Below are 13,740 nucleotides of genomic sequence, written 5' to 3'. Positions count from 1 at the left end.
GCTGCGGAGTTTGTGGATGCCAGAAGTGTTCTGTTGTATCAGAGCGTGATACTGCTGGCCAGTGCGGTGGGACTATTCATATATGCACTGATTGAGAGATATGTCGGCAGCAAAATCAAACAGATAATAATTATTACTTTGAATATAGTGGAGGTTGCCGCGCTCGCAGCGATAATACTGTGTTCCGGCAAATTGATACTGTTATATGGAATTATATTCTTTATTGTGTGTGGTGTTATGGGAGGACGCGTGTATCACGATGTGAGCCGCGATTATACGGATAGAAAGCATCTTACGGTAATTGTGGGAATTTCATATGCACTTGGACTGCTTCTGCAGTATATCAATTATAATCTTATAGACAGTGTGATCCTGCGTATGGTTATGTTCTCGCTGGCCATAGTGGCACTTGCAGTGATACTTTTTCTGGCCAGAGATGAATACGCAGAAGCGGAAGTGGACACATACATGGTAGATGAGCGGAACAAAACGGATTGCAAAGAAAAATGTGACAAAACAACTCCTGATAGCGGATCGGTGGCTGTGGCGCTTGTGATGGTTGTTCTTCTTATGACGTTTATATTTTCCGCACTGGATAATGTTGTGACCGTTGTCCACGCTGAGGGCGGGGCAGATGTGGGGCAATGGCCAAGGTTGTTTCTCGCATTAAGCGGAGTTGCAGCAGGCTTCTTGTTTGATATAAAAGATCAGCGTTTTATGAATCAGATGATGTACTGCGTTACAGTGTTGTCCGTTATAGCCATGCTTATCATAGAGTTTGGAGGGGCATTTATCATAGGTCTGATTGTATTCTATCTTGCAGCCGGATTCTTCGTAGTGTATTTCACGACAGGATTCATAAATGTATCCTATGGAATGCGTTGGTCAGCGCTTTGGTCTGGTGCCGGAAGGGCAGTCAACAACATTGGTGCGGGTATTGTGGGAATAATATCATATATGCTGATAGATTCCCCCGGAATCATGGTTATGAGTGTAGTGGTCATATTGTTGCTCGTACTTATAAGCATTGCGGTATTTGTGCTTGAAAATCTACAGAAGGAACAATATAGACGATATGATGAAGAAAAAGTGACGAAATCGGCGGAGAATTCTAACGCAAGAGTTGAGGTTGATTTTGAATGCTTTGCAGATGCTCATCACCTCACGGGGCGTGAGCGGGAGGTGTTGCAGAAGCTGCTTGTATCTGATGGCAGTGTACAGGATATAGCGGATGAGCTGTACATATCAAGGGCATCCCTATATAGGCATATATCTTCCATGAATGAGAAGACTGGAACGAAGACAAGAGTAGGCCTTATTCAGTATTATTATGGATGGCATGAGGAATGATGATTGCGTGAGAGTTGATTGCTATGGAAGTATAAGTGTGCCAGATTGAAAATGCACATATGGATTAGATAAAAGTGATAAATGAATGTAAAATTGAATATATAGCACATATTGAGACATATGTAACGTTATGAAAACGACAGCAGATGACTATAATCTATGACATAAAACAACAGGTGAGTTACTTACCTGTAGACGAAGAATATCATAGAAGGGGGAATGACTATGAAGCATTTCAGGAGATTGACATTTCTGCTGTCGTTTATTTTTATTCTGACGGTAGGCGGTGTCGCGGCGATGGCCGCAAACAATGGCCCGTGTGAGGATGAGGAGTGGAGCTTTGCATATGTTGAGTTCTACAATCCGGATAATAACGAAGCGATATATGTGTACAGCTTCAGGACTCCGCAGGCAGGAACAACTACCAGTGCCAAAGGTGCGGTGTATGACAAGAGTACGAACACTTTGACACTCACCAATTGTAATTTGCCGGATTACAGGGTCGTTACCAATATGATGGGCGATGATTTTAAGATCAAGCTCGTGGGAACGAGTCATGTAAGTGCATTGTATGCATGGGGAGATGGATATGGCGGTTCTGTGGAAATCGTTGGTGACGGTAAATTGTATGTCAACGAGAAGCAGAAGTCAACTGACGCAATAGTTTTACAGCCGGAGGGAACAAGATCATACTTCAAGATAAGCGGAAATGCTGAGGTACACGCATTTGCGGGAAAGACGGACGGCAACCTTGTTCTGGCCATGAACACAACGGTTGCAGATTGTTTTGCTGTAAATGGTTTGACCGGTCTTCAGAAGACACAGGCAACCAGAATGAACTATGAGCAGATACAGAGCATAGAGATTGATCTGAGCGGTGAAGGTGACATTTGTCAGGTGTACAAAAAAGCTGATGATAAGAAATTGTATACTGTGACGGAGGGGGTGCGTACCGAGTATAATCCAGATGGAACGATAAAGGCAGAGAATGTGCGTATATATACAGAGTATGAGCTCATGCCTATACCAGGAAACGATGGAAAGTATTATATGCATGAGCTGAAGACTACAGAGGGTACATTCAACGCTGAGGAGTGTGGATACACCGATACACAAGAATCTGTTGCCGGATATTCTTTCAGATCCTCTTCACCTGCATATGTGTACNTGAGANAGACGGGCGATAAGTGTGTATTTTTATATAATTCAATAGATAATAACTACAAAGATTATGCATATTTCAAATATGACATAGCAGGTGTACTTGGCGATGTGACAGACAAGTATGGAAATGTGTCATCATATTGTATGGTGGAGAAGTCAGAAGACAATGTTTCATTTACAAGAGACCTGTATTACAGCAATGAGTATATGTTGTCACAGGGTTACAAGGTATCCGGTGAGCTTGAATATATACAGAACACTTACGTGGTGTATAGTAATGCCGCGTCTGGCGTCCTCACAGCAAAGACGACCGTATGTAAGCACGCCACAAAGGTGAACACTGTGACAACAAAAGCAACAATGTCGAAGGCTGGCGTCATCACCACAACGTGTAAGTCATGCGGCAAAAAGCTTTCGACATCCAGAATATCCAAGGTGTCTACAATTAAGCTTAATACGGCTTCGTATGTATATAATGGAAAGGTCAGAACACCGGCGGTTACAGTAAAAGATGCCGCTGGGAATATTCTGACAAAGAATAAGGATTACAAGGCCACCTACAGTGCGGGGAGAAAAAATGTAGGAAAATATTCGGTCAAGGTCACATTGTGCGGAAATAAATATAAGGATTCGAAGACAATGTATTTCACCATCAATCCGAAGGGAACCACCATTGCTGCGACTGCGTCCGGCAAGTGCCGCATGACAGTCAGATGGAACAAGCAGATGACACAGACAACGGGTTACCAGTTACAGTATTGTGCAAATAAGAATTTCAGAAGTGGCACAAAGGTAAAGACTGTAAGCAAGAACAAGACGATCAGAACAAGTGTAAAGAAGCTTGCGAGTAGAAAGACATACTATGTACGTGTGAGAACCTACAAGACAGTAAAGATAAATGGAAAGTCAGTGACATTTTACTCTGCGTGGAGCAAGGCGAAATCTGTTAAAGTAAAATAGCTTAATTACATCATTTTGAACAACGGGGCGTATACAGAACATAACAACAGTTTTGTATACGCCCCACTTTTGGTGTGCAAAACAGGCAGATGGTATTATAATATACAAAGGCGATGTGAAGCTTCAGCCATGTACAAAGATGGATGACTGGTGCTTCAGTATACAGACAGGAGTTATTATGAAGAAGATACTTGTGGCGGTTGACTCTTTCAAGGGAAGCATGACGAGTCTTGAAGCGGGGAATGCCATAAAAAAAGGAATAAAGTCAATATTGCCGGATACAGAGGTCAGGGTACGTCCTGTGGCTGATGGCGGAGAGGGCACTACTGATGCTCTTATATATGGAAGAGATGGTGTCAGCAGAGAGCGATGTTATGTGACCGGACCGCTTGGTGATAGGATCACTGCGGAATATACAATATATAATGCCGCAGACGGGCGAACTGCTGTCATGGAGATGGCAGCGGCGGCGGGGCTTCCACTTGTTCCGGAGAACCGGAGAGATCCGATGCATACGACTACATATGGTGTCGGTGAGATGATAAATGATGCCGTTTCAAAGGGATGTGAGCGTTTTATCATCGGGATAGGTGGTAGTGCAACGAATGACGGCGGGATAGGAATGCTTCAGGCTCTTGGATTTTACTGTCTTGATGCGGATGGGAAAGATGTGCCATATGGAGCGGCGGGACTTGGCGTCCTGGAGCGTATGATCAGACCTGATGGTATGTTTGGTATTGACAATAAATCTGGCCAGAAAGAAGCTGAAGTTTCTCGTGTGACAGGTGATGGCGAAGTGGAATTTGTATCAAAGTTAATGCACTGTTCATTCCGTATCGCCTGTGATGTGACGAATCCACTTGTAGGTGAGCTCGGATGCAGCCGGGTATTTGCACCACAGAAGGGGGCAAATGCGGAGACTGTTGAGCTCATGGAAGAATACATGAAGCATTATGCTGATATTGTAGAAGAATCGGTAGAAGGTTTGAGCAAATCGGCACAGCTTATTGACTGTGGATATGAAAAAACTGACGTAGATACAGAGCCTGTAGGTGAAAATGAAACAGGAAAATTCGACAGGTATACACTAGGCGCCGGCGCTGCGGGTGGTCTCGGATATGCATTTCTCATGTTCCTCGGCGGAAAACTAACGCCAGGAATTGATATAGTTTTGTCTGAGACAGGGCTTGAGGCGGACGTAGAATGGGCGGATACTGTAATAACCGGTGAGGGCAGGATAGATGCCCAGACCATGATGGGCAAGACCCCATTGGGAGTCGCAAAGCTTGCAAAGAAACACGGCAAATATGTGATCGCCATAGGAGGATGTCTTGGGGATGGCGCGGAGAACTGCGTCAAAGAAGGAGTGTTCAATGAGTGCTATGCGGTAAACAATGTGCTTGGGATAGATGACAGTGATCCGGAGCAGGTGAGAACGGCGATGAAGCCTGAAAATGCTGCGGCGAATTTGACGACGTGTGCCGCAAAGATCACAGGACTCAAGGAACAGATGTCGGCACGTGTGTGCAGACCTGCACTGCTTAGATAGATATGGGATTGAATTTGTTTGAAACAGAATCAGAGGCGTGTGAATTTTTTCTGCAAAAAATGAAGAGATATGCAAGGAAATAAATTTACTACTATATAATACGAGGAGAATAAAAAGATGACAAGAGAAGAAGCGTGGGAATTACTCACAGAGTACAACAAGGATGAGTTTCATCTGGAGCATGCACAGATCGTAGAGGGAACCATGAGGTATTTTGCAAGGGAACTTGGTTATGGCGATGAGGAAGAGTTCTGGGGAATAGTCGGACTGCTTCACGATCTGGACTTTGAACAGTATCCTGAGCAGCATTGCATCAAGTCCCAGGAGATCATGAGAGCGCACGGTGTTGACGAGAGGATCATACATGCGACGGCAAGCCATGGCTATGGTATCACGGTTGACATAAAACCAGAACATGAGATGGAGAAGGTTCTCTATGCTGTGGACGAGCTTACAGGACTTATCGGAGCGGTTACACTTATGAGACCATCAAAGAGTGTTCAAGATCTGGAACTCAAGTCAGTTAAGAAGAAATACAAGAGCAAGGGATTTGCTGCGGGATGCTCCAGGGAGGTCATCGAAAGAGGTGCAGATATGCTTGGTTGGTCACTTGATGAATTGATCACCAAGACTATAGAGGCGCTCAGGACATTCAGACCATGATCGGGGGTATAAAGAAAATCGGAGAATTTGTCCGCAAAGAGACAGTGCTCACCGTGGCACTTCTGCTGGCGGTGATATCGGCATTTATCGTGCCTCCGGACAGCGCGTATGTGGACTACATAGATTTCAGGACACTTGCGATACTTTTCTGTCTTATGACAGTGGTCGCGGGATTTTCACAGCAGGGGATGTTTGGCATCATAGCGAAAAGTATGATAAATCGTATGGGTTCGCTCCGGGCGGTGACAATTGTCCTGATATTCATGTGTTTCTTTTTCAGCATGTTTATCACAAATGATGTGTCGCTCATAACATTTGTACCGATGACACTCACGGTCCTTGGTATGGCAGGAGAGGAAGTACTTACCAGATGGATGGTGCCGGTGATAACCCTCCAGACCATAGCTGCGAACCTTGGCAGTATGCTGACACCCATAGGCAATCCGCAGAACCTGTATCTGTACGGACTTGTAGGGATCAGCGCAGGCAGGTTTGTATTGCTCATGCTGCCATATACAGTGGCATCGGCAGTGCTTCTTGTGATATGTGTCATAGTATGCATGAAAGGAAAAAACAGGCAGCTTGAGATCAGACTTTCAGGCGGTGATATACAGGTGAACAGGAAGCTGGTGGGTATATATAGCATACTATTTGTGCTGTCGCTGCTCACCGTGGCGCGAATCGTCCCATACTGGGTGACATTTGCGGTAGTGCTTGTGGTAGTCCTTATATGCCAGAGAAGATTGCTGCTGAAGGTAGACTATTCGCTGATATTCACATTTGTGGGATTCTTCGTGTTTATCGGAAACATGGGAAGAATAGAAGAATTTAGGACATTTGTGGAGAGTGTTCTTGGCGGGCATGAGATGATCACATCAGTACTTGCAAGTCAGGTCATAAGTAATGTGCCAGCGGCGGTGTTATTGTCGGGATTTACAGATAAATACACAGATCTGATAGTCGGTACCAATCTCGGAGGACTCGGAACTTTGATTGCATCCATGGCAAGTCTGATCTCATTCAAATACGTGGCGATACAGGACAAGGGCGCTAGAGGAAGATATCTGGCATATTTCACATTTGCAAATGTGCTGTTCCTGGCGGTACTAATATGCATTTGGAATATAATAAAATAAACGTGCCTTACGATGAACAATATTCACTGCTGTCGTACATTGTGTAAGACTATTTTAGCCAAAAAATTATTGCCCTTAGATGGCAGTAGTCATAAAATAGAATGGTAAGTTTCTTCAAATTAAGGAGGCAGATAATATGAGTAAGAATCTTGGTGCAAAACCTATGCTGGTGCCACAGCCGGTCATGATGATCGGAACATACGATGCCGATGGCAATGCAAATGTCATGAATGCGGCATGGGGCGGAATAGTCGGAGCAAATGAGATCATATTTGACCTTGGAAGTCATAAGACTACCGAGAATATAAAGCTGAACAAAGCTTTCACAGTTGCCATTGCTGATGCAGAGCATGTGGCAGCCTGTGACTATGTGGGAATCGTGTCGGCAAATGACGAGCCAGACAAGATGAAGAAGGCTGGTTTTACAACCAGAAAGAGCGAGTTTGTAAATGCTCCAGTCATCAACGAGCTTTCACTGACAATGGAGTGCAAGCTCAAGGAGATCATAGACGGGGACAAGTTCCTCGGCGAGATTGTAAATGTTGTTGCAGACGACCGTATCCTGGGCGATGACGGCGAGATCACATATGAAGAGTTCCATCCGATCGTGTTTGACACCATCGGACATGGATATTTTGCACTCGGCGACAGGGTTGGCGATGCTTTCTCAGAGGGTAATAAGTTGAAGTAGGAAAGCTTGTAACTTGGGAAAATCATCAAATTGTACATTGTAACATGAAAAAATTAGCCGTTTTTGGAAGAAAAACCTTAATTTTTCAAGCAAATGTTAAATATACATATGGAAAAAGGCGAAATAATGTGATATAACAGACACATACAAAAAAGCACAAGCTAAAGTGAAAGGAAGATGTAGATATGGATAAGAAGAATATCGATTGGGCAAACCTTGGATTTGGCTATGTTCAGACGGATAAGAGATTTGTAGCAAATTATAAGGATGGAGCATGGGATGAGGGTACACTCACAGAGGATCCTAACGTAGTATTAAACGAGTGCGCAGGTGTTCTTCAGTACGCTCAGACAGTTTTCGAGGGAATGAAGGCTTACAGAACAGAGGATGGTCGTGTTGTATGTTTCCGTCCTGACCTCAACGCAAGCAGAATGGCAGACTCAGCAAGAAGACTTGAGATGCCACCTTTCCCAGAGGATAGATTTGTACAGGCAATAGTAGATACAGTAAAGGCAAATATTGATTATGTACCACCTTACGGATCAGGTGCTACATTATATATCAGACCATATATGTTCGGTTCAAATCCAGTTATAGGTGTTAAGCCGGCAGACGAGTATCAGTTCAGAATCCTCACAACACCAGTTGGTCCTTACTTCAAGGGCGGTGCAAAGCCTATCACAATCAAGGTTTCAGATTTCGATAGAGCAGCACCTCACGGAACAGGACACATCAAGGCTGGTCTTAACTATGCAATGAGCCTTCATGCAATAGTTACAGCACACAAAGAGGGATTCGATGAGAATATGTATCTCGATGCAGCTACAAGAACAAAGGTTGAGGAGACAGGTGGAGCAAACTTCATCTTTGTTACAAAGGACGGCAAGGTAGTTACACCTAAGTCAAACAGTATCCTCCCATCGATCACAAGACGTTCACTGATGGTAGTTGCAAAGGATATCCTTGGACTTGAGGCTGAGGAGAGAGAAGTATACTTCGATGAGGTTAAGGATTTTGCAGAGTGCGGTCTGTGCGGTACAGCAGCAGTTATCTCACCTGTAGGCAAGATCAACGATCACGGCAAGGAGATCTGTTTCCCAAGCGGTATGGAGAAGATGGGACCAGTTATCCAGAAGCTGTATGATACTCTTACAGGAATCCAGATGGGCAGAATCGAAGGCCCAGAGGGATGGCTTAAGGTAATCGAGTAATTCGGTGTGAGATAATAATTATTGAGAACATTATACCCCACAGATGTCTGATGGTAAGTCGGATGTCGGTGGGGTTTTTGTGTATCCAAGTTAGTTCGGTGTAAGAAAGATTAGCCCCATATACTAACAATTAGAATTGACTTGCACCGACCCTGAAGAGTTATAATTGTGTAGACAATAGAAGGAACGAAAGATAAATTGCATATCGGATAGTGCATTGAAACATAATATAATTCATAAAAACAATTATCTTGAAGGGGTGGTTACTATGATGTCATTATCAGATGCAGTAAACGGTTTCTCAGGAGAGGTAGCCTGGAACTGTGCGGACAGATCACTGTTCGGCGCATGCCAGCTTGAGACTGGAGATCAGGTGCAGGTCGTATCGTCTTACTTTGGCAATGTGATAATCAAGGCAAATGGAAAAAGACTAGCGATAACAAGGGACGCGGCGGAGCGGATAAAGCTGGCTTAGATTGAGAGCGGAAGAAACGGAAAAAACGGCAGTTGCTGGAGAACAGCGGCTGCCGGTTTTTTGTCATAAAAATTATTAAATCTTTATAGATATTTAATTGACTGAGAATATATGCAATGATAAACTTTCAAAGATATTCAAATAAAGTAAGAATACGCTTGGAAATGTAAAGGGGAAAACAACGTCAGCTAAAGCATGGCATTTTCTCCGTCAGAAGAAAGCGTAGATATCAGATGAATGTATCCCTGCATAATGTATATTAACGTGTACAACATAACATCACCTGTACAGGACATTTGAGGCCACCGGTCCTTAGTACCGCTGTAGGCCGAAATGAGCGGGAGCGATCCGGTACAGGTGATGTTATGTTGTGCACATAGAAAGACTAGAGGGGGATACATTCATCTGATCAATAATTGTTCAAGGAGGAAATGACATGCAGATATTCAGAAATCTGAAGCCGTATTGGAAGTCGGTCATTATCATAGCCCTGCTTCTCGTTCTGCAGGCATACTGTGATCTGTCACTTCCGGACTACACCTCAAAGCTCATAGATACCGGTATACAGAACTACGGTATAGAGAACTGCAGTCCGAAACAGATCCCGGAGAAAGCCTACAAAGTGATAGACGGATTTATGGATGACGATGAGAAAGCCGTATGGAAGAAATATTATAAAGATGGTTCGGATGGTTATTATTACCTAACAGAAGACGGCGAGAAACACATAGACGAAGTGGATAGTGCCTGTATGAAGGGGCTTATGATGTATTACTATCCATATCAGATGGTGAACTCTGACGAGGACAATGAGATCAAGGCAGGACTTGATAAGATGGGAATCACCCTTGACGAGATGCCGGAGGAGATGTGGGCGCAGATCGGTGAACAGATGAAACCTACGGTTGACGGCATGCTCGATAGCATGGGGGAGGATTATATGGAATCCACAGCCATCGCATGTACAAGGATATGCTATGACAGCTTTGGCTACGATTATAAGGCAGGACAGATGTCATATCTGAAGTGGGCAGCGGTGAAGATGCTTGGAATGTCACTTCTCATGGCAGCAGCTGCGGTTCTCATAGGACTTGTGGCGTCAAGGGTTGCGGCAAGCGTTGCCTGCGGACTCAGAGAGAAGGTGTTCAACAAGGTTATCGCATTTTCGGATGCTGAGATCAACAAGTTCTCAACTGCATCTCTTATAACGAGATCTACAAATGATGTCCAGCAGATACAGATGGTTACAGTTATGATGCTCAGAATGGTTCTATATGCACCGATACTTTCTATTGGAGGAATCGTCAAGGTTGTTGGGAACGGAGCCGGAATGGGCTGGGTAATATTCATCGGTATAGCAGCAGTTGTGATCCTCATGGGAACGCTTATGGTCATTGCCATGCCAAAGTTTAAAGTTATGCAGACACTGGTGGACAGAGTAAACCTTGTGTCAAGAGAGATACTTACAGGTATCCCGGTTATCAGGGCATTTGGCAGAGAGGAACGCGAGGAAGAGAGATTCGATGAGGCAAATAAAGACCTGACGAAGAACACCTTGTTCGTCAACAGAGTCATGACATTTGCAATGCCTATACTCATGTTCATCATGTATGCAATAAGCATACTTATAGAGTGGGTGGCAGCCCACAAGATCGATGCGGGTGTCCTTCAGGTAGGATCAATGACTGCATTTATTACATATACAATGCTTATCATTATGTCATTCCTTATGCTCAGCATGATGTCAGTCATGCTCCCTCGTGCCAGCGTGGCAGCAGACAGAATACAGGAGATCATAGATACGGATGTGACAGTTCAGGATGCAGCCGGAGCAAAGAAGCTTGAAGCACCAAGGGGTGTCGTAAAGTATGACAATGTCGCATTTGCATATCCGGGCGCAGATGAGAATGTACTTGAGAATATCTCATTTGAGGCCAAGCCTGGACAGACTACGGCGATCATAGGAAGTACCGGTTGTGGTAAGAGTACACTGGTTCAGCTCCTCCCGAGATTCTATGATGTTACGGAGGGCTCGATAACAATAGACGGACAGGATATAAGAGACCTCACCATGGAGAGCGTGAGACAGAATATCGGTTTTGTTCCGCAGAAGGGAATTCTGTTCTCAGGAACGATTGCATCCAATATAAGATTCGGCGCGCCGGATGCATCTGATGAAGATGTCAAGCTTGCAGCTGAGATTTCCCAGGCATCCGACTTCATAGAGGAGAAGGAGCATGGTTACGACAGTGCGGTTGCTCAGGGTGGTGGAAATGTGTCCGGCGGTCAGAAACAGCGTCTTGCTATAGCCAGAGCCATAGCGAGAAAGCCGAAGATCCTGATATTTGACGACAGCTTTTCGGCGCTTGATTTCAAGACGGATGTGGCAGTCAGAAAGGCGCTTGGCGAGCACGTAAATGACAGCACGGTATTTATCGTTGCACAGCGTGTAAGCACTATACTCTCAGCAGATCAGATACTTGTGCTTGACGAGGGTACGATAGTCGGCAAGGGAACTCACAAGGAACTCTTGCAGACCTGTGAGGAGTACAGGCAGATAGCCGAGTCGCAGCTTTCTCCATCGGAGATAGCGGCCAGTCTTGGAACTGACTCAGAAAGGCAGGTGTAGGACATGGCAGAACAGAATCAGACAAATAATCAGAGAAGTTTCAAAGGCCCTAGAAGAGGCCACGGTCCTATGATGGGCGGCGAGAAAGCCAAGGACTTCAAGGGAACGATAGGAAAGTTATTTAGATACATAGGCAAGTACAAGGCAGCGGTTGTTGTCGTTGCTATATTTGCAATTGGAAGTACGGTATTCAACGTAGTATGTCCGAAGGTGCTCGGCAAGGCGACAACAGCCCTGTCCGAGGGGATCATGAACAAGATAACAGGCAACGGCGGAATTGATTTCACGTATATCGGTAAGATATTGCTGTTCTGTCTTGGTCTGTATGTGCTGAGTGTGGCATTTAGCTTTGTACAGGGCTTCATCATGACCGGTATCACACAGAAGGTGTGCTACAGGATGAGACGTGAGGTGTCCGAGAAGATCAACAGGATGCCGATGAGCTACTTTGAGAGCAGAACCTATGGCGAGGTACTTTCAAGGATCACAAACGATATAGACACCATGGGAAATGGTCTGAACCAGAGTATCACACAGCTCATCACATCGGTTAGCACAGTCATCGGTGTAATAGTGATGATGCTCACGATCAGCCCGCTTATGACACTTATATCAGTGCTGATACTTCCGATAAGTATCATGCTCATGATGTTTGTCATCAAGAAATCCCAGAGATTCTTCAAGCAGCAGCAGGAATACGTGGGACACATAAATGGTCAGGTTGAAGAGGTGTATGGCGGACACAATGTCATAAAAGCGTTCAATAAGGAGAACGACGTTAGAAGAGAGTTCCATGAGACAAATGAGACTCTGTACAAGTCAGCATGGAAGTCACAGTTCTTCTCAGGACTGATGCAGCCTATTATGATGTTTGTCGGTAATCTGGGCTATGTGGCAGTTGCCATATCAGGTGCGGCTCTGGCGATCAGAGGAACTATCCAGATAGGTGATATCCAGGCATTTATACAGTACGTGAAGAACCTCACACAGCCAGTTCAGCAGGTTGCCCAGGTCACAAATATGATGCAGCAGATGGCAGCAGCCGCTGAGCGAGTATTTGAACTTCTTGAAGAGAAAGAAGAGGAGCAGATAGTAGAGAATCCTGTATCCACAGAGGGAATCAAGGGTGAAGTTACATTTGAACATGTAAAGTTTGGCTACAATCCGGATCAGATCATCATCAAGGATTTCTCAGCCCATGTAAAACCGGGACAGCAGGTAGCCATAGTCGGACCTACCGGAGCGGGCAAGACCACCATGGTCAAGCTGCTCATGAGATTCTACGACGTGAATGGCGGTGCTATACTTCTGGACGGACACAATATTAAGGACTTCAACAGGCGTGAACTCAGGGATGTATTTGGCATGGTGCTTCAGGATACATGGCTGTTCAAGGGCACTATCATGGAGAATATCAGATATGGAAGATTGGACGCTACGGATGAGGAAGTTATCGCAGCGGCAAAGGCAGCTCATGCACATAGATTTATCTCGGCACTTCCGGGTGGATACAACATGGAGCTCAATGAGGAGATAACAAATATCTCCCAGGGACAGAAACAGCTCTTAACTATCGCAAGAGCAATTCTTGCTGACAATCCGGTCCTGATCCTCGATGAGGCTACATCGTCAGTCGATACGAGAACAGAACACAGGATTCAGAGAGCCATGGACAATCTGATGAAGGGCAGGACAAGCTTTGTCATAGCCCACAGACTGTCAACCATCAAGAATGCAGACATAATCCTTGTTATGAAGGACGGTGACATCATAGAGCAAGGTAACCATGACGAGCTCATGGCGCAGAATGGATTCTATGCGGATCTGTATAACTCGCAGTGGAGTTAAAAGAGATATATTTAGATGCTTTTTAATAAACAGTGTATCAAACATAAAAACGGCGGTGAGCAGG

The 13,740-nt window shown here is 44.8% G+C and carries 9 protein-coding genes; all 9 read left to right on the top strand.

The window, feature by feature from the left end:
• Nucleotides 1-1,350, top strand: a 1,350-nt coding sequence (locus CCU_RS02595; RefSeq protein WP_208895920.1) for a helix-turn-helix domain-containing protein, incomplete at its 5' end; no start/stop codon positions are given.
• 2,302 nt (nt 1,351-3,652) lie between these two features.
• A complete protein-coding gene (locus tag CCU_RS02590) occupies nt 3,653-5,023 on the top strand; it encodes a glycerate kinase (RefSeq protein ID WP_070098468.1) in 1,371 nt (456 codons plus the stop codon).
• A 117-nt stretch (nt 5,024-5,140) separates the two neighbouring features.
• The gene (locus CCU_RS02585) at nt 5,141-5,686 is read left to right on the top strand and encodes a hypothetical protein (RefSeq protein ID WP_015533455.1); all 546 of its coding nucleotides are present in this window, start codon (nt 5,141-5,143) and stop codon (nt 5,684-5,686) included.
• Nucleotides 5,683-6,822, top strand: coding sequence for an SLC13 family permease (locus tag CCU_RS02580; RefSeq protein WP_015533454.1), 1,140 nt, complete (start codon nt 5,683-5,685; stop codon nt 6,820-6,822). The genes CCU_RS02585 and CCU_RS02580 overlap by 4 nt, the downstream gene beginning before the upstream one ends.
• Nucleotides 6,823-6,958: 136 nt before the next feature.
• Complete coding sequence (locus tag CCU_RS02575; protein ID WP_015533453.1) at nt 6,959-7,513, top strand: flavin reductase family protein; 555 nt, start codon at nt 6,959-6,961, stop codon at nt 7,511-7,513.
• Nucleotides 7,514-7,698: 185 nt separating this feature from the next.
• Nucleotides 7,699-8,724: a branched-chain amino acid aminotransferase gene (locus tag CCU_RS02570; protein ID WP_004853734.1), complete on the top strand. Its 1,026-nt coding sequence runs from the start codon at nt 7,699-7,701 to the stop codon at nt 8,722-8,724.
• A gap of 268 nt (nt 8,725-8,992) precedes the next feature.
• Entirely contained in the window at nt 8,993-9,199 is a 207-nt protein-coding gene (locus CCU_RS02565) for a FeoA domain-containing protein (RefSeq protein ID WP_015533452.1), read from the top strand.
• Between the two features lie 436 nt (nt 9,200-9,635).
• The gene (locus CCU_RS02560) at nt 9,636-11,828 is read left to right on the top strand and encodes an ABC transporter ATP-binding protein (protein WP_015533451.1); all 2,193 of its coding nucleotides are present in this window, start codon (nt 9,636-9,638) and stop codon (nt 11,826-11,828) included.
• Nucleotides 11,829-11,831: 3 nt separating this feature from the next.
• Nucleotides 11,832-13,676 (top strand): ABC transporter ATP-binding protein, encoded by a 1,845-nt coding sequence (locus CCU_RS02555; RefSeq protein WP_015533450.1) that lies wholly within the window; start codon nt 11,832-11,834, stop codon nt 13,674-13,676.
• Nucleotides 13,677-13,740: the final 64 nt, after the last annotated feature.

This window comes from Coprococcus sp. ART55/1 (assembly GCF_000210595.1).
Classification (GTDB): Bacteria; Bacillota; Clostridia; order Lachnospirales; family Lachnospiraceae; genus Coprococcus; species Coprococcus aceti.
This window is presented reverse-complemented; position numbering and strand designations above follow the sequence as displayed.

Excerpts from the sequence above, each read along its gene's own strand:
- CCU_RS02590 (WP_070098468.1), top strand. The coding sequence starts at position 3,653 with ATGAAGAAGATACTTGTGGCGGTTGACTCTTTCAAGGGAAGCATGACG.
- CCU_RS02585 (WP_015533455.1), top strand. The coding sequence starts at position 5,141 with ATGACAAGAGAAGAAGCGTGGGAATTACTCACAGAGTACAACAAGGAT.
- CCU_RS02580 (WP_015533454.1), top strand. The coding sequence starts at position 5,683 with ATGATCGGGGGTATAAAGAAAATCGGAGAATTTGTCCGCAAAGAGACA.
- CCU_RS02575 (WP_015533453.1), top strand. The coding sequence starts at position 6,959 with ATGAGTAAGAATCTTGGTGCAAAACCTATGCTGGTGCCACAGCCGGTC.
- CCU_RS02570 (WP_004853734.1), top strand. The coding sequence starts at position 7,699 with ATGGATAAGAAGAATATCGATTGGGCAAACCTTGGATTTGGCTATGTT.
- CCU_RS02565 (WP_015533452.1), top strand. The coding sequence starts at position 8,993 with ATGATGTCATTATCAGATGCAGTAAACGGTTTCTCAGGAGAGGTAGCC.
- CCU_RS02560 (WP_015533451.1), top strand. The coding sequence starts at position 9,636 with ATGCAGATATTCAGAAATCTGAAGCCGTATTGGAAGTCGGTCATTATC.
- CCU_RS02555 (WP_015533450.1), top strand. The coding sequence starts at position 11,832 with ATGGCAGAACAGAATCAGACAAATAATCAGAGAAGTTTCAAAGGCCCT.